At 64.4% G+C, this 14,817-nt stretch carries 17 protein-coding genes and 1 tRNA gene; 11 read left to right on the forward strand and 7 right to left on the reverse strand.

All coding sequences use genetic code 11. The features are described 5' to 3' along the window. Nucleotides 1-3: 3 nt before the first annotated feature. From AC56DV_RS16840 to pth, 4 genes are all read left to right on the forward strand, one after another. Nucleotides 4-80 (forward strand) — tRNA-Gln (locus AC56DV_RS16840). 143 nt (nucleotides 81-223) lie between these two features. Further along, complete coding sequence (locus AC56DV_RS16845; protein ID WP_057158312.1) at nucleotides 224-1,174, forward strand: ribose-phosphate pyrophosphokinase; 951 nt, start codon at nucleotides 224-226, stop codon at nucleotides 1,172-1,174. A gap of 136 nt (nucleotides 1,175-1,310) precedes the next feature. Further along, a complete protein-coding gene (locus AC56DV_RS16850) occupies nucleotides 1,311-1,940 on the forward strand; it encodes a 50S ribosomal protein L25/general stress protein Ctc (protein ID WP_496315390.1) in 630 nt (209 codons plus the stop codon). Nucleotides 1,941-2,008: 68 nt separating this feature from the next. Next, nucleotides 2,009-2,590: an aminoacyl-tRNA hydrolase gene (gene pth, locus AC56DV_RS16855; RefSeq protein WP_496315391.1), complete on the forward strand. Its 582-nt coding sequence runs from the start codon at nucleotides 2,009-2,011 to the stop codon at nucleotides 2,588-2,590. A 31-nt stretch (nucleotides 2,591-2,621) separates the two neighbouring features. Here the strand turns inward: pth and AC56DV_RS16860 are convergent, their stop codons facing one another. Together AC56DV_RS16860 and AC56DV_RS16865 are read right to left on the reverse strand one after the other, a co-directional pair. Further along, nucleotides 2,622-3,932: a cyclic di-GMP phosphodiesterase gene (locus AC56DV_RS16860; RefSeq protein WP_496315392.1), complete on the reverse strand. Its 1,311-nt coding sequence runs from the start codon at nucleotides 3,930-3,932 to the stop codon at nucleotides 2,622-2,624. A 39-nt stretch (nucleotides 3,933-3,971) separates the two neighbouring features. Continuing rightward, nucleotides 3,972-4,913, reverse strand: coding sequence for a LysR family transcriptional regulator (locus AC56DV_RS16865; protein ID WP_496315393.1), 942 nt, complete (start codon nucleotides 4,911-4,913; stop codon nucleotides 3,972-3,974). A gap of 75 nt (nucleotides 4,914-4,988) precedes the next feature. Between AC56DV_RS16865 and AC56DV_RS16870 the strand changes: the two genes are divergently transcribed. Continuing rightward, nucleotides 4,989-5,951: a PhzF family isomerase gene (locus tag AC56DV_RS16870; protein ID WP_496315394.1), complete on the forward strand. Its 963-nt coding sequence runs from the start codon at nucleotides 4,989-4,991 to the stop codon at nucleotides 5,949-5,951. Here AC56DV_RS16870 and AC56DV_RS16875 read toward each other — a convergent pair. After that, nucleotides 5,893-6,768, reverse strand: a complete 876-nt coding sequence (locus tag AC56DV_RS16875) for an AraC family transcriptional regulator (RefSeq protein ID WP_496315395.1) — start codon at nucleotides 6,766-6,768, stop codon at nucleotides 5,893-5,895. The two genes, AC56DV_RS16870 and AC56DV_RS16875, sit on opposite strands and share 59 nt — an antisense overlap. Nucleotides 6,769-6,823: 55 nt before the next feature. On the opposite strand from AC56DV_RS16875, the gene AC56DV_RS16880 reads away from it, so the two are divergent. The 4 genes from AC56DV_RS16880 (at nucleotide 6,824) to AC56DV_RS16895 (ending at nucleotide 9,946) form a co-directional block, all read left to right on the forward strand. Further along, a complete protein-coding gene (locus AC56DV_RS16880; RefSeq protein ID WP_496315396.1) occupies nucleotides 6,824-7,267 on the forward strand; it encodes a DUF3224 domain-containing protein in 444 nt (147 codons plus the stop codon). A 102-nt stretch (nucleotides 7,268-7,369) separates the two neighbouring features. Next, on the forward strand, nucleotides 7,370-7,783 hold the full coding sequence (locus AC56DV_RS16885) for a hypothetical protein (RefSeq protein WP_496315397.1): 414 nt from the start codon (nucleotides 7,370-7,372) through the stop codon (nucleotides 7,781-7,783). A gap of 17 nt (nucleotides 7,784-7,800) precedes the next feature. Beyond that, complete coding sequence (locus AC56DV_RS16890; protein WP_496315398.1) at nucleotides 7,801-9,108, forward strand: amidohydrolase; 1,308 nt, start codon at nucleotides 7,801-7,803, stop codon at nucleotides 9,106-9,108. Between the two features lie 10 nt (nucleotides 9,109-9,118). Continuing rightward, the gene (locus AC56DV_RS16895; protein ID WP_496315399.1) at nucleotides 9,119-9,946 is read left to right on the forward strand and encodes an AraC family transcriptional regulator; all 828 of its coding nucleotides are present in this window, start codon (nucleotides 9,119-9,121) and stop codon (nucleotides 9,944-9,946) included. Here the strand turns inward: AC56DV_RS16895 and AC56DV_RS16900 are convergent. Then, on the reverse strand, nucleotides 9,900-10,889 hold the full coding sequence (locus AC56DV_RS16900; protein ID WP_496315400.1) for a proline dehydrogenase family protein: 990 nt from the start codon (nucleotides 10,887-10,889) through the stop codon (nucleotides 9,900-9,902). The two genes, AC56DV_RS16895 and AC56DV_RS16900, sit on opposite strands and share 47 nt — an antisense overlap. 156 nt (nucleotides 10,890-11,045) lie before the next feature. Here AC56DV_RS16900 and AC56DV_RS16905 point away from each other — a divergent pair, with 156 nt between their 5' ends. Then, on the forward strand, nucleotides 11,046-11,744 hold the full coding sequence (locus AC56DV_RS16905; RefSeq protein WP_496315401.1) for a tetratricopeptide repeat protein: 699 nt from the start codon (nucleotides 11,046-11,048) through the stop codon (nucleotides 11,742-11,744). Between the two features lie 25 nt (nucleotides 11,745-11,769). Here AC56DV_RS16905 and AC56DV_RS16910 read toward each other — a convergent pair whose 3' ends face one another. Beyond that, the gene (locus AC56DV_RS16910; protein ID WP_496315402.1) at nucleotides 11,770-12,438 is read right to left on the reverse strand and encodes an ion channel; all 669 of its coding nucleotides are present in this window, start codon (nucleotides 12,436-12,438) and stop codon (nucleotides 11,770-11,772) included. Between the two features lie 3 nt (nucleotides 12,439-12,441). Further along, a complete protein-coding gene (locus AC56DV_RS16915; protein ID WP_496315640.1) occupies nucleotides 12,442-12,870 on the reverse strand; it encodes an acyl-CoA thioesterase in 429 nt (142 codons plus the stop codon). Nucleotides 12,871-12,960: 90 nt separating this feature from the next. Between AC56DV_RS16915 and ychF the strand changes: the two genes are divergently transcribed. After that, the gene (gene ychF, locus AC56DV_RS16920) at nucleotides 12,961-14,052 is read left to right on the forward strand and encodes a redox-regulated ATPase YchF (protein ID WP_496315403.1); all 1,092 of its coding nucleotides are present in this window, start codon (nucleotides 12,961-12,963) and stop codon (nucleotides 14,050-14,052) included. Between the two features lie 167 nt (nucleotides 14,053-14,219). Here the strand turns inward: ychF and AC56DV_RS16925 are convergent, their stop codons facing one another. Further along, entirely contained in the window at nucleotides 14,220-14,720 is a 501-nt protein-coding gene (locus AC56DV_RS16925) for a nuclear transport factor 2 family protein (RefSeq protein WP_496315404.1), read from the reverse strand. Nucleotides 14,721-14,817: the final 97 nt, after the last annotated feature.

A 14,817-nucleotide genomic window follows, 5' to 3' on the forward strand; every position in this document is an offset into this window, starting at 1 on the left:
AGCAGGGGAATCGCCAAGCTGGTTAAGGCACTGGATTTTGATTCCAGCATACCAAGGTTCGAATCCTTGTTCCCCTGCCACTCATTTTTCTTGAGTCTGTCGATGCATCAGCGTCCAGTCAAGATAAAAACAGGTGCCCACGGCATCGAAGCTCGCAGCGCCAGGTAAGTGGTTTATCTGGCGATCAATCAAGATATCAACGCTTACTTCTCTGGGACTCCCCATGGCTTACGAAAACCTGATGGTTTTTACCGGCAACGCTAATCCTGCGCTGGCTGAAGGAGTCGCAAAAAACCTCGGCATTCCTCTCGGCAAAGCAGTCGTCTCGAAGTTCTCGGACGGCGAAGTCATGGTCGAAATCAACGAAAACGTTCGTGGTAAAGACGTGTTCGTTCTGCAATCGACCTGCGCACCGACCAACGATAGCCTGATGGAACTGATTCTGATGGTGGACGCGCTGAAACGCGCCTCCGCAGGCCGTATAACTGCTGCCATCCCGTACTTCGGCTACGCCCGCCAGGACCGCCGCCCGCGCTCGGCGCGTGTCGCGATCTCGGCCAAAGTCGTGGCCAACATGCTGGAAAGCGCCGGCGTCGAGCGCGTCCTGATCATGGATCTGCACGCAGACCAGATCCAGGGCTTCTTCGATATTCCAGTCGACAACATCTACGCTTCCCCTATCCTGCTGGGCGACCTGCAGAAGAAGGACAATGAAGACCTGCTGGTCGTGTCGCCCGACGTCGGCGGCGTGGTCCGCGCCCGCGCCCTGGCGAAACGCCTGGGCTGCGACCTGGCCATCATCGACAAGCGCCGTCCGAAAGCCAACGTCTCCGAAGTGATGAACATCATCGGTGAAGTCGAAGGCCGCAACTGCGTCATCATGGACGACATGGTGGACACCGCCGGCACCCTGGTGAAAGCTGCCGAAGTGCTGAAAGAGCGCGGCGCCAAGAAAGTGGTGGCGTATTGCACCCACGCCGTGCTGTCCGGCCCTGCGATCGACCGCATCTCCGGTTCCTCGCTGGACGAACTGGTGGTCACCGACACGATCCCGCTGTCCGATGCTGCCAAAGCCTGCGGCAAGATCCGCCAGCTGACCTGTGCGCCGCTGCTGGCCGAAACGTTCAAACGCATCATCAAGGGCGATTCCGTGATCTCCCTGTTCATCGACTAAGCTCGGTAAACAACTAGTTTTTAGCGGCGGCGCGACCGGTTTTTGACCGGTTGCGCCGCTGTTTTTCCGGAGCGCCCTGGTCGCGGGGCGCTCCTTCACAACAGGGCGCGAGCCTTGTTTATTATTGGAGTCTCAAATGAAAGTAGTTGCATTCAAACGCGAACTGCAGGGCACGGGTGCGAGCCGCCGCCTGCGTATTTCCGGCCAAACCCCAGGCATCGTGTACGGCGGCGCTGAAGGCCCGCTGAACATCGCCCTGGACCACAACGCGCTGTACCACGCGCTGAAAAAAGAAGTGTTCCACTCGTCCATCCTGGACCTGGAAATCGACGGCAAGACCCAGCAAGTTCTGCTGCGCGACTTCCAGATGCACGCTTACAAGCAACTGGTACTGCACGCTGACTTCCAGCGCGTTGACGCAAACACCAAGCTGCACAAGAAAGTGGCACTGCACTTCATCAACGCCGACGTATCGCCAGCAGTCAAACTGCACGGCGCAACGATCAGCCACGTGATGTCCGAGCTGGACGTTTCCTGCGTTGCAGGCGAGCTGCCGGAATTCGTGAACGTTGACCTGGCCAACATCGACGTGGGCCACTCGATCCACGTGTCGGACCTGGCTCTGCCAAAAGGCGTGACCGCTATCACCCACGGCAAGAAACTGACCGTCGCCACCGCTTCGGTACCAGCCGGCCACGTGTCCGCTGAAGCGACCGCAGCAGCTGCTCCAGCAGCCGATGCCAAGCCAGCCAAAGGCAAGAAGTAATCTTTTACTTCTCTTGAAGTAAAATAAAAAACCCCGCTCGCGGGGTTTTTTTATATCTGGAAGAAACCATGTCCATCCGCCTGATCGTCGGCCTCGGCAACCCCGGCCCCGACTACGAACAAACCCGCCACAACGCCGGCTTCTGGCTGGTCGACAACCTGGCCAGCAGCCTGGGCGCGCGCCTGCAGCGCGAAACCCGCTTCAACGCGCTGATGGCCAAGACCGCCGTCGCCGGCAACGAGCTGTGGCTGCTCGAACCGCAGACCTATATGAACCGTTCCGGCCAGTCGGTGGGCGGCCTGGCGCGTTTCTACAAGATCAACCCGGATGAGGTGCTGGTGGTGCACGACGAACTGGACATGATGCCCGGCGTAGCCAAGCTGAAAAAGGGCGGATCCTCGGGCGGCCACAACGGCCTGAAGGACATTACCGCCGCGCTCGGCACGCAGGACTACTGGCGCCTGCGCATCGGCATCGGCCATCCGCGCACCCTCAGCCTGCAGCAGGCGGTGGCCGACTTCGTGCTGCACCGTCCGCGCCGTGACGAGCAGCTGCTGATCGACGAAGCCATCGAGAAAAGCCTGAAAATCATTCCGCTGGTGTGCGAAGGCAAGTTTCCGCTGGCCACCACCCAGCTGCACACGGCGTAGCTGCGCCATCAACCCCGCGTAGCCCCGCCCGCTAGGCGGCGGCGGCCTGCGGCGCCGGCTTGGTGGCGTCGAAGTAGTAGCTGATCCGCTTGCGCGGGCTGAGATAGACATACACTTCCAGCGGCACCTGGCTGGGCCGCAGCGCCTTGACGATGTTCAGGTCCGCCTCCAGGTCCAGGTCCACCATGATGGCTTCCAGGCGCGGCACGTCCTTGTCGTACACCACCACCATCGGCTTCATCGGCCGCGCCGTGTTCACGGTGGCCACCATGCCCGTCATGCCGTTCGACAGCTGCACCACGGTGCCCGGCGGATACACGCCCAGGCAGCGGATGAACATCTGCAGCAGGCGCGGGTCGAACTTGGCGCGGTGCTTGGCGAACATCATCGACAGCGCCTCGTGCGGCGTGAGCGCGTGCGCCAAGTTGAGCGGGTTGCACAGCTCGTCGTAATAATTGGCGATGGCGACGATGCGCGCCAGCACGCCGATGCCTTCCCCCTTCAGCTTGCGCGGATAGCCGCTGCCGTCGAACAGTTCGTGGTGGTCGTGGATCACGGCCGCCACCGCCGGCATGCAGTGCAGGCGCTGCGCCATTTCCGCGCCGTACTGCGCGTGCATCTCGTACAGGTTCTGCTCGGCCGTGGTGTAGGGCTCGGGCTTGGTGAGGATCTTGTCCGGAATGTTCTTGCGGCCGATATCGTGCAGCAGCGCGCCCAGGCCCAGCAGATTGGCCACCTCGGGCGGCAGGTTCACTTCGCGCGCGATCATCATCGCCAGCATGGTCACGTTCAGCGAATGGAAATACAGTTCCTCGTTGCCGGCCGTATCGCCCATCACATGGATCGCCAGTTCCGGCGCGCACAGGATGGCGTCGGTGATTTGCGTCACCAGCGCCGTGGCCCGGCTCGCCGATTCCTCGGGCCGCGAGAACAGGTTCTTTTCGATTTCGCGGATGGCGCGCGCGGTATTGGTGAAGGCGCGCTCCACGCGCTCGGCATCCGCGCGGCGCAGCTGCATGCGTTCCAGCATGGCGCGCTTGGCTTGCAGCGCGGGCGATGCCGCGGCGGCCGCCGCAGCCGCCGACGCCGCCGCGCTGGCCGCGTCCCCGGCTGTGGCCAGGGCGGCGGCATCCAGTGCCTGCGGATCGGCCGGCGGCGCCACGTCGCTCAGCTCAGGCTTGTAGCGCACCGAACGCAGGCCCAGGCTGCGCAACGTGCTGATCTGGTCCTCGGACTTGATCTTGAAATGGCTGAACGCGAACGGATGCTCGAACCATTTCAGGTCCAGCTCGACATACAGCCCGACGCGCAGCTGGTCCATCGTAACCGTCAACTCATCCAAGTCGGCTCCCCCTACAGGCTTGCAACGCAAAAGTTGTGGTTATGTAAATGTATCCACTTCCAAGTGTATACGAGAAGCATGGGCGGCGGGAGCTTCCGGCCAGCGGTCGGCCAGGAAATCCATGGCGGCCCGGGCGGACGGCGGCGCCGGGCGTTGCGGACATACACCATAGACCCCGGTCGGGCGGCCGCTCCATTGCGGCAGCACCTGCACCAGCTCGCCGCTGCGCAGCGCCGCCGCCACCGTTGCGCTGGATAAAAACGCGATGCCCAGGCCGTCGATGGCGAACTGGCGGATGGCGTCGCCGTTGTCGGCGCGGATGCGGCCCTGCGGGCGCAGGCTGCGTTCGCCGTCCGGTCCTGCCAGGCGCCACAGCTCGGCGTCGCGGTTCACGGCCAGGTTCAGGCATGCATGCTGCGCCAGCTCGGCCACGGCGGCCGGCGCGCCATGCCGCTCCAGGTAGCCTGGCGCCGCCACCAGCAGGCGGCGGTTGTCCATCAGCTTGCGCGCCACCAGCGAGGAATCGTCCAGGCGGCCGATGCGGATGGCCAGCGTCACGCCTTCGGCCACCAGGTCCACGTAGCGGTCCGTCATCAGCAGGTCGAGTTCGATGCCGGGATGCAAGCGCAGGAAATCGGCCAGGTGCGGCAGCACATGGGTGCGCCCGAACGAGACCGGCACGCTGAGGCGCAGCAGGCCGCGCGGCTGTCCGTGCTGCGCGGACTGCCGGCCCGCCGCCTCGTAGGCGCCGCGCAGCTGCGCGAAAGCGCTGCCGCATTCGGCGTGCAGCGCCTGGCCGGCGGCCGTCAGCGACATGGCGCGCGTGCTGCGGTTCAGCAATTGCGTGCCCAATTCCTGCTCCAGCGCTTTCACCAGGCGGCTGACGGAAGAGGGCGTCATGCGCAATTCCTGCGCCGCGCGCGCAAAACTGTGGTGGTCCACCACGCAGGTAAAGGCACGGAGCAGGTGCAGCGGCGGCATTCGGCCTCCAGAGGAATGATTAAGCTGATTTTACAGCTATTATCGCCAGCCATCGCCATAGCTAAACTATGCGCCATGACTCCACACCTGCCCACCCAGCTGTTTCACATCGACGCTTTCACCACCACCCCGTTCCGTGGCAACCCCGCCGGCGTGGTGCTGGGCGCGGACGGCCTCAGCGCATGCCGGATGCAAGACCTGGCGCGCGAGCTGAAGCACTCCGAAACCGCCTTCGTGCTGCAGCCGCAGGATGCAGCGCACGACGTCCATATCCGCTATTTCACGCCCACCACCGAGGTGCCCATCTGCGGCCACGCCACCATCGCCGCGCACTACGCGCGCGCCGTGGCGCTGAAGCTGGACACCGTGGAGCTGAAGCAGAAGACCGGCGCCGGCGTGCAGCGCATCCGCGTCGAGCGGCAGCCGGACGGCGACTACCGCATCGTCATGCGGCAAGGGCCGCTGTCCTTCGGCGAGCCATTGCCTGCCGCCCTGCGCCGCGCCGCCGCTTGCGCGCTGGGGCTGGACGCCGGCGCTTTCGAGCCGGCACTGCCGCTGCAGATCGTCTCCACCGGCCACTCGAAAGTGATGCTGCCGCTGCGTCCCGGCGTGGCGCTGGACGCCATTGCGCCGGACCACGCCGCGCTGGCCGCGCTCAGCGCCGAAATCGGCTGCAACGGCTGGTTCCCCTTCCAGCTGCGCGCCTGCGGCAGCGCCACCGACGGCCGCATGTTCGCGCCCGCCATCGGCATCCCGGAAGACCCTGTCACCGGCAACGCCAACGGACCGCTCGGCGCCTACCTGGTGCGGCATGGCCTGATGGCGCACGACGGCAAGCTGCTGCGCTTCGACGGCCACCAGGGCCGCGCCCTGCGCCGCGACGGCGTGGTGCAGGTGGAAGTGACGATAGAGCAGGGCGCGCCGCAGCAGGTATCCATCAGCGGCGGCGCGGTGATCCTGTTTTCCGCGCCGCTGGAGCTTACCCGGCTTGCTGGGACTTCCAGTATTCCAGCGGCGGTTTGCCCACCAGCTGCGTGAAGCTGCGCGTGAAGTGCGCCTGGTCGAAAAAGCCCAGCCGCGCCGCCAGCGCCGCCAGGTCCGGCGCCGCCGCGCGGCCCAGCTGCCAGGTGGCCTCCTGCAGGCGGAAGCGCTGGATCACCCACTTCGGCGACACGCCCACGTAGTTGCTGAACAGCCGCTGCAGCGTGCGCTCCTCGATGCCGAGCAGGGCCGACAAGGCCGCCACGCTGACCGGGCCGCTTTCGGCGGCGGCAGCTTCCACCGCCCGCTGCACCAGCAGCGCGCGCTCGTCCACCGGCGGCAGCGCTGCGGCCAGCATGGCTTCGGCGGCCGCCACCATGTCCGCATCGCTACGGCAGTCGCCGCCCGCGCCGGCACCATTGCCGCCACCGCTGCTGTTGCCGCGCCCCGGCTCCTCGCCAAGCACGCGCAGCTCCGCTTCCTCGCCCGCGACGCCCAGCACCCCGTCCACCGGCATGGTGCGGTCCGCCAGGCGCGACAGCGGATGCGGCAGGAAGGGCCGCAGCCCGCCCGGCTTGAAGCGCACGCCCAGCACCTTGCCCGCGCCCTCCACCTTGCGCTCGAACGCGCCGCGCACCACGCCGTGGATGGCGGTGCGGCCCCGGTCGAACACCAGGTGGGCGTTCGGATACGGCAGCACGCGCTGCGTTTCCGGCGGCCGTCCGTCCAGGTCCCACTGCACCACCCAGTGGTAATCGACAAAAGGCTGCAGCGCCGCCGAGGGCGGATAGGTGGCCAGCCGGATGCGGCGCGCCGCGCCCGCCGGATCGACCACCCCCTTGGGCATCTGCTTGCCGCTGTCGGTTTTTTCCAATCTTTTCTCCCATCCCGCCATTACAGTGAAGCTCCATCTTCAAAGAAAGAGCGCCATGAAACCAGCCCTAGCCATCCTTGCCGCCTGCGCCTGCCTGTCCGCCCGCGCGGAACATGTTGAAGGCACGTTCGAGATCAAGATGTCCCCGGCCGCCACGCCGCAGCACGAAGGCCGCACGGCCACCGGCCGCATGTTACTTGAAAAACAATATTCCGGCGAGCTGCAGGCCAGCGGCAAGGGCGAGATGCTGACCGCCATGACCGACACCAAGGGCTCCGCCGCCTACGTCGCCATCGAGCGCATCTCCGGCACGCTGAAGGGCAGGGCCGGCAGCTTCGTCGTCCAGCACGCCGGCACCATGCGCGGCGGCGACAGCCAGCTGGCGGTGACCATCGTGCCCGACTCCGGCACCGGCGAACTGGCCGGCATCAGCGGCCGCATGTCGCTGAAGCAGGTCGACCGCAAGCACCGGTACGAACTGGATTACGAGCTGCCCTGAGCGCGCATCGGCCGAACATCGATCGTGCTTGACTTCTGACACCTGTCAGATATTATTGACATGTCAAATCAATATCAAGCAAACCTTAACCAGGAGCGGTCTATGAAAGAAGTCTCTTTGTTCCGGCTGTATGCGTTGCGCGCGGTGTATCTGTTGATCGTGGTTGGACTGGCCCTGCTTGTCTGGCCGGGCATCCTGCACCACAGCAAGCCGTGGGAGCTGATGGAAGGCGTGGTGGTGTGCATGCTGGCCGCCTTCTCGCTGCTGTGCGCGCTGGGCCTGCGCTACCCGCTGCAAATGCTGCCGGTGCTGCTGTGGGAGCTGATCTGGAAAGTGCTGTGGTTGTCGCTGGTCGCGCTGCCCGCCTGGAAGTCCGGCAATATGAGCCAGGCCGTGCTGGAAAACACCATCGCCTGCCTGGTGGTGATCGTGGTGCCGCTGGCCGTGCCGTGGCGCTACGTGTTTGACCACTACCTGAAAAAATCGGGCGACCGCTGGCGCCTGGCAGGCAATTAACATGCGAATATAGGGGGATGAAAAATACCCTCGCATGCATTCCCCTGGCGCTGGCGGCGGCGCTGGCTACGGCGCAGGACGGCGCGCCGCTCAAGGCGCAGGTCGCCAGCCGCATCAACGCCATGTATCCGCAGCTGGAAACGGTCTACAAGGATTTGCACGCCCATCCCGAGATCGCCTTCCAGGAAGTGCGCACCGCCGCCAAGCTGGCCGCCGGGATGCGCGCGCTCGGCTTCGAAGTGACCGAAGGCGTCGGCAAGACCGGGCTGGTGGCGATGTACAGGAACGGCCCCGGCCCCACCGTGATGGTGCGCACCGAGCTGGACGCTTTGCCGATGGAGGAAAAGACCGGCTTGCCCTACGCCAGCAAGGCCCGCACCCAGTCCGGCGGCGCCGAAACCTTCGTGATGCATAGCTGCGGCCACGACATCCACATGGCCAGCTGGCTGGGCGCCGCGCGTACCCTGGTGGAACTGAAGGCGCAATGGCAGGGTAGCCTGATGTTCATTGCGCAGCCTGCCGAAGAAACCGTGTCCGGCGCCAGGGCCATGCTGGCGGACGGCCTGTTCAAGCGCTTCCCCAAGCCGGACGTGGCGTTCGCCCTGCATTCCTGGCCCACCGCGCATGGCACGGTCGGCTACAACGTCGGGCCGGTGTCGTCCAATTCCGATTCCATCGAGATCGTGTTCAAGGGCCGTGGCGGCCACGGCTCGGCGCCGGACAAGGCGCTGGACCCGATCGCCATCGCCGCGCGCTTCGTGGTGGACGTGCAGACCGTGGTCAGCCGCGAGAAAGACCCCAAGGAATTCGGCGTGGTCACCATCGGCGCCATCCAGGGCGGCACCGTGGGCAACATCATTCCGGACAGCGTGCTGGTGCGCGGCACCATCCGCTCCTACAGCCCGGCCGTGCGCGCCAAGCTGCTGGAAGGCGTGCGGCGCGTGGCCAACGCGTCGGCGGCCATGGCGGGCGCCCCGGCGCCGGACGTGGAACTCAAGTCCGGCGGCCAGGCCATCATCAACAATGAAGCGCTGGTGCGCAAGACGGAAGCCGTGCTGAAGGACGCGCTGGGGGCCGCCAACGTCGGCCTGATCGCGCCGATGACGGCCAGCGAAGACTTCTCCGAGTACGTCAACCAGGGCATCCCCGGCATGTTCTTCTTTACCGGCGTCTATCCCGCCAAGGCCGTGGCCGAGGCTGAAACCGCCGGCGGCAAGCCGCTCGCCTTCAACCACTCGCCGTTCTACGCGCCGGTGCCCGAGCCTTCCATCAAGACGGCGGCGCAGGCCATGAGCCTGGCGGTGCTGAGCGCGCTGGCGCGTTAGCGGCCCGGCCATGCCCGCCATGTCCGCCAAGCCAGCCGGGCAGCCCGTGTTCTGGCGCGACGCCGCGCTGCCCTTCATCGAGGCCCGCTCCCTACGCGGCGGCCGCGATGTCGGCTACGCGCGGCATACGCACGCCACGTTCTCCATCGGCGCGGTCACCGGCGGCATGAGCACCTACTGGAACCGGCGCAGCAAGGAAACCGTGGGAGCGGGCAGCGTGGTGGTGATCAACCCGGAAGACGCGCACGCCTGCAATCCCGCCGCCGGCCAGCCCTGGTCGTACCGCATGCTCTACGTGGACGTGGCCTGGCTGACGGCGCTGCAGCACGAACTCGGCTTCAGCCGCAACGCGGATTTCAGGGCCTTCTCCACCACCTCGAACACCTCGCTGTTCGCGGGCTTGAACCGGCTCTACGACACCTTGACCAGCGCACATGCCGACGGCTTGCAGAAGCAGGGCGCGGCCCTCGGCTTCTTCATGGACATGCAGCAGGCGCTGGATCCGGCGCCCGCTCCCATGGCCGACGCCAACGGCAAGCTGCTGCGCGCAGCCGAATTCATCAGCGACAACTGCACGCGCCTGCTGAGCCTGGACGACATCTGCGCCGCCGCCAGCCTGTCACCGGCCTACCTGATCCGCGCCTTCAAAGGCCAGTTCGGCATGACGCCGCACGCCTATCTGATCAATCGGCGCGTGCAGTACGGCCAGGCGCGGCTCAAGCGCGGCGCCGCGATTGCCGACGCCGCCATCGAAAGCGGTTTCGCGGACCAGTCCCATTTCCAGCGCGCCTTCAAGCAGCTCGTCGCTGCAACGCCGGGGCAATACCGGGGCCGATAAGATCCACCACCGCCTGGAACACCCGGGCCGGCTCCTCCGCAATCCGGTTCAGCACGTAGAGAAAATACTCCTGGCCGAAGATCGCGTACTCGCGCGTTTGAAAACCGCGCCGGCGCAGCGCGTCCAGGCCATCCGCCCCCAGTCCGAACAGCGTCTCGAACTCCGATTGCTGCGGCGACAGTTCCTGCTGCAGGATGAAGCCGGCCAGGTCGTTCTGCAGTTGCACATCGTGCGTGGCGAGCGAGCATTTGTGGCGGCCGGCGAGCAGGGTGTGCGCAAACCGGCGGTAGGCGGCGGCCAGTTCCGGGCTGCTGCGGTCCCAGGCAATCGCGGACGGCTCGAGGAATGCGCCCTTGACCAGGCGGATGCGGCCCGGCACTTCCAGCAGCCGCGGCAAGTCCTGGGCGCTGCGGTGCAGCTTGGCCGGCAGCGTGATGCCCACGTTGTCCAACCCGGCCTCGGCATGCAGCCGCAGGTAGGTGGCGTAGATCAGGCCGGCCCGCTCCGCGCCTTCCATGGAAATCATCACCTCGCGGCCGGCGCTGGCGGCGGCGCTGGCGATGCGCCTGGCGTTGCGGTAGCCCAGTTCCGGGTCCACCAGCAAGCCGACATGGGACAAGTCCAGCGAGACCGAGCACTGCAGGTTTTCATGCGCGAGCGCGGCCGCCAGTTCCAGGAAGACCGCCGTGTCGGCGTTCGCCTTGGCCTCGTCGCGGCAGCTTTCGCCCACATACTCCGCCGATCCGGCGTGCCCGCGCGCGGTTACGGCGTGCAGATGCCGCACCACATCCGCCACGGTCTGCCCCGCCACGTAGCGCGCGGCCACGCGCTGCATGTACGGCCGCAGTTCGGGATCGTTGCTGAAGCGTTCCTTTGCCTGTTCGTCGAGTGCCAGCGCGCGCAGGCTGTCGGCCGCCTGCGCCATCAAGTTCGGGGTCTGCATAATCGATTCCTGTCAAAATTAGCGAAAGGACATCGTATGCGCAGCGCCGTGCCGTTGTATTGAAGGAAATTGCCCCCGCTGCCTGCGCCGGCAGGACTATCTGATTGCCAATATGCAAGTAGAATTGCACCACGATTATCTTTATCTCAAATACTCATGCTCACGCTGGCCCGTATCCCGCTTCGCCTGTATCTTGTGCTGCTGTGCCTCGCGCCCGCTTGCGGCGTGGCCGCGCCGGCAGCGACCGTGGAGGACTGGGAAAAACTGCGGATGCAAACAGAGACCTACCGGTTCTCGGGGAACAAGCAAAAGGCCCTGGTGTCGGCGCAGGCTGAAATGAAGCTCGCCGAGGAGCTGGGACCGCCGCCACGCAACCTGGTCCTGATCGAAAGCAGCGCCGTCAGGCTGGCCGGCGTGCTGGAGGACAACAAACGGTATCCTGAAGCGGCGGCGGCCAGGCTGCGCGCGCTGCAACTACAGTCGCAGTACAGGGGCAAGGACAACCTCGACTTGTGCATTCCTCTTACCAGCCTGGCCAAGACCTATATGGCGATGGGCAAGCCTGCCGAGGCCGAGGCAGTACTCAAGCGTGTCGTGGAAATCAAGGAGAAGGCGGATCCTGAGCACCAGAGCGGCGCGTTGATGAATCTTGGCCAGCATTACGCATCGCAGAAGCGTTACGACGATGCGGAGGCAAGTTTCAAACGCGTGCTGCTTCAATACGAAAAGGCCGGTGGCCCGAACAACCCGCGTTTGAAGCCGGTGCTGGGCTTGCTGTCCCAGATGAGCAGCGCCGCCGGCAGGCCCAGGGACGCCCAGGCCTATACCATGCGCGCCGCACGCATCCGGGACTGACGCCGCCGGGCGCCGGCGCGCTGGCCTATGACTTGTTGGATTGCAGCGTAAAGCCGATCAGGCGCGCCACCACTGCCGCGAGGTACATCAGGCCGACCAGCATCTCCACGCTGGCGATGGCCCGCGCATGGGAGGTCAGCGGGATCACGTCGCCGATGCCGGTGCTCGACAGCAGCGCGAAGCTCAGGTAGTTCAGCTCGGTCCAAGTGCGCGGCGCGGCCGCGTTCACCGCCGCGCCGAAGGTGCCCGGCTGCACAGCCTGGAGCAGGATGAACACGTGCGTGAAGGCCCACGCCAACAGCGTGAAGGCGGCGCCCGCCGCGAACAGCTCATCCGTCGTGGCCAGCCGGTCTTCCATCATATAGGCCACCAGGCTGGCGGCGGCATAGAAGTAGAACGCCGCCTCCAGCGCGGAAGACCAGGGCAGCAGGCCGGGCATGCCGAACGCCATTTGCAGGCCCAGCAATACAATCACGGGCCCGGCGATGCTGGCGCTGATCCAGGCGTGGCCCGGCGTGCGGCGCACCATGCGGGTGGCCACCACCAGCACCAGGATGCCGAACATATTGAATATGATGTGACCGCCGCGCGCGCCTTCAATGAAGGGATACAGCAGCATGCCCAGCAATTGCGTCAGCAGCAGCACGGCCGACGGGTGGCGCTTGGTGCTGTGCACCAGGAAAAACGCATTCATCGCTCAGGTCCCACTCAGCGTCTCAAGCACGCTGCGCACCGCCGCCGGGATCGGCACGGAGCGGTTGCTGGCGCGCTCGACGTAGACGTGGACGAAATGGCCGGCCGCGCAGGGCTGCTCGTCGCCGTTGCGGAACAGCGCGATTTCATAGCGCACGCTGGAATTGCCCAGCTTGGCGACGCGGATGCCGGCGTGGATGGTGTCCGGGAAGGAGATGGAGCTGAAGTAGGCGCAGCCGCTGTCGACCACGAAACCGACCACCTCGCCCTTGTGGATGTCCAGCACGCCGCGCTCGATCAGGAACTGGTTTACGGCCGTGTCGAAGTATGAATAATAAACAACGTTGTTGACATGGCCATACACGTCATTGTCCATCCAGCGCGTGGCGATGGGCAGGAAATGGGGAAACTGCGAGCGTTTGGCGTCGCGCATCGTCATGGAAGCTCCTGGTTCTGAGGTACAATTGATCCTTACGCGCGGGCAATCGGCGCAGCAAAACAATACCATCATTAAAGGTTTTTCATGAGTCTCCAATGCGGCATCGTCGGCCTGCCTAACGTCGGCAAGTCCACCCTTTTCAATGCACTGACCAAGGCCGGCATCCCGGCTGAAAACTATCCGTTCTGCACCATCGAGCCGAACGTCGGCGTGGTGGAAGTGCCGGACCCGCGCATGGCCGCGCTGGCCGAGATCGTCAAACCCGAGCGCATGGTCAACGCCATCGTCGAGTTCGTCGACATCGCCGGCCTGGTGGCGGGCGCGTCGCAGGGCGAGGGCCTGGGCAACCAGTTCCTGTCGCACATCCGCGAAACCGACGCCATCGTCAACGTGGTGCGCTGCTTTGAAGATGAAAACGTGATTCACGTTGCCGGTAAAGTCAGCCCGCTGGACGATATCGAAGTGATTCAAACCGAATTGGCGCTGGCCGATTTGGGCACCGCTGAAAAAGCGCTGCACCGCGAAAACAAAAAAGCCCGTTCCGGCGATAAGGACGCGGCGAAACTGGTTGCGCTGCTGGAAAAGATTATTCCGCAATTGAACGAGGCAAAACCGGTGCGCGCCATGGGCCTGGACGCGGATCAAATGGCGATTATTAAATCGCTGTGCCTGATTACCGCCAAGCCGGCCATGTACGTGGCCAACGTTTCCGATACCGGTTTCACCAATAATCCGCTGCTGGACCAATTGACGGAATACGCGAAATCGCAGAACGCGCCCATCGTCGCTATTTGCGCTTCGATTGAAGCCGAAATCGCCGATCTGGACGATGCCGATAAAGCCGAATTCCTGTCCGATATGGGCATGGAAGAGCCTGGCCTGGACCGTCTGATCCGCGCCGCATATAAACTGCTGGGCCTGCAGACTTATTTCACCGCCGGCGTCAAAGAAGTGCGCGCCTGGACCATTCATATCGGCGATACCGCGCCGCAGGCAGCCGGTGTTATTCACACCGACTTCGAACGCGGCTTTATCCGCGCGCAGACCATCGCCTATGACGATTACATCGCCCTCAAGGGCGAAGCGGGCGCCAAGGAAGCCGGCAAGATGCGCGCCGAGGGCAAGGAATATGTGGTCAAGGATGGCGACGTACTGAACTTCCTGTTCAACGTCTAAATACCCTGAGCGGCTTCGACCGCAGAAAAAAAAGCCGCGAGAGATCGCGGCTTTTTTTTCGCCTGGACGCCGGAAACGGCTACAGCGCACTCAAATCTGGCGTGAACGCGCCAGAATTTGGCTTAAAACGGCCGTGGCGGCCCCTTAAAACATGCGCCGGGCCGGGATTACTGTGCCGCCGCCGCTCCGGCTTCGAATTCCTTGACCGCCTTGGTGAACTGCTCCATCAGCGGATTGGGTACCGCCAGCGACAGCTGGTAATGTTCGATCTCGAAACCGCCGGCGGTATGGCGTATAACGCCGCTGGCCTGGCAAATGCCCATTTGCGTGTTCAACTGCTCATCGAACCAGGCATAGTTTTTATCGGCCGAGAAATAGATGTTGCGTTTGATGGCGGTAAATGACCAGGCTTTCTTGCGGTCGAAAAACGGCTTGGCCCATACTTTAAACTGATCCCGGGTCCATATTTCGGTTTTGTCTGTGCCGATATATATGCCGTTGGCCGCCATTTTGTCGAAATAAACCGGGTCGGCATTGGCCGCATCCTTATGCCATTGGTCCATAAAGGCATTGATACGCTGGCGGAAAGCGGCGTCGGCGCCGGCCGATTGCGCTGCGGCGCCGAAGCTCATCAGTAAAAAAGTGAGGACGGCAAGCAATTGCTTCATGGGGGCTCCGGAAAAAATGTGTAAAGCGAGCATACACCAGAGCGGGCGGCGGGCGGTGCTGGCTGTATAATCGTCGGGTTCGCCGGCCACCGGCCCT

Source organism: Massilia sp. BGA-UO-ETr-WB1 (assembly GCF_059567845.1).

What these genes read in the sequence shown, in the direction of transcription:
- AC56DV_RS16845 (WP_057158312.1), top strand. Translation starts at nt 224, where the DNA reads ATGGCTTACGAAAACCTGATGGTTTTTACCGGCAACGCTAATCCTGCG.
- AC56DV_RS16850 (WP_496315390.1), top strand. Translation starts at nt 1,311, where the DNA reads ATGAAAGTAGTTGCATTCAAACGCGAACTGCAGGGCACGGGTGCGAGC.
- pth (WP_496315391.1), top strand. Translation starts at nt 2,009, where the DNA reads ATGTCCATCCGCCTGATCGTCGGCCTCGGCAACCCCGGCCCCGACTAC.
- AC56DV_RS16865 (WP_496315393.1), bottom strand. Translation starts at nt 4,913, where the DNA reads ATGCCGCCGCTGCACCTGCTCCGTGCCTTTACCTGCGTGGTGGACCAC.
- AC56DV_RS16870 (WP_496315394.1), top strand. Translation starts at nt 4,989, where the DNA reads ATGACTCCACACCTGCCCACCCAGCTGTTTCACATCGACGCTTTCACC.
- AC56DV_RS16880 (WP_496315396.1), top strand. Translation starts at nt 6,824, where the DNA reads ATGAAACCAGCCCTAGCCATCCTTGCCGCCTGCGCCTGCCTGTCCGCC.
- AC56DV_RS16885 (WP_496315397.1), top strand. Translation starts at nt 7,370, where the DNA reads ATGAAAGAAGTCTCTTTGTTCCGGCTGTATGCGTTGCGCGCGGTGTAT.
- AC56DV_RS16890 (WP_496315398.1), top strand. Translation starts at nt 7,801, where the DNA reads ATGAAAAATACCCTCGCATGCATTCCCCTGGCGCTGGCGGCGGCGCTG.
- AC56DV_RS16895 (WP_496315399.1), top strand. Translation starts at nt 9,119, where the DNA reads ATGCCCGCCATGTCCGCCAAGCCAGCCGGGCAGCCCGTGTTCTGGCGC.
- AC56DV_RS16900 (WP_496315400.1), bottom strand. Translation starts at nt 10,889, where the DNA reads ATGCAGACCCCGAACTTGATGGCGCAGGCGGCCGACAGCCTGCGCGCG.
- AC56DV_RS16905 (WP_496315401.1), top strand. Translation starts at nt 11,046, where the DNA reads ATGCTCACGCTGGCCCGTATCCCGCTTCGCCTGTATCTTGTGCTGCTG.
- AC56DV_RS16910 (WP_496315402.1), bottom strand. Translation starts at nt 12,438, where the DNA reads ATGAATGCGTTTTTCCTGGTGCACAGCACCAAGCGCCACCCGTCGGCC.
- AC56DV_RS16915 (WP_496315640.1), bottom strand. Translation starts at nt 12,870, where the DNA reads ATGCGCGACGCCAAACGCTCGCAGTTTCCCCATTTCCTGCCCATCGCC.
- ychF (WP_496315403.1), top strand. Translation starts at nt 12,961, where the DNA reads ATGAGTCTCCAATGCGGCATCGTCGGCCTGCCTAACGTCGGCAAGTCC.
- AC56DV_RS16925 (WP_496315404.1), bottom strand. Translation starts at nt 14,720, where the DNA reads ATGAAGCAATTGCTTGCCGTCCTCACTTTTTTACTGATGAGCTTCGGC.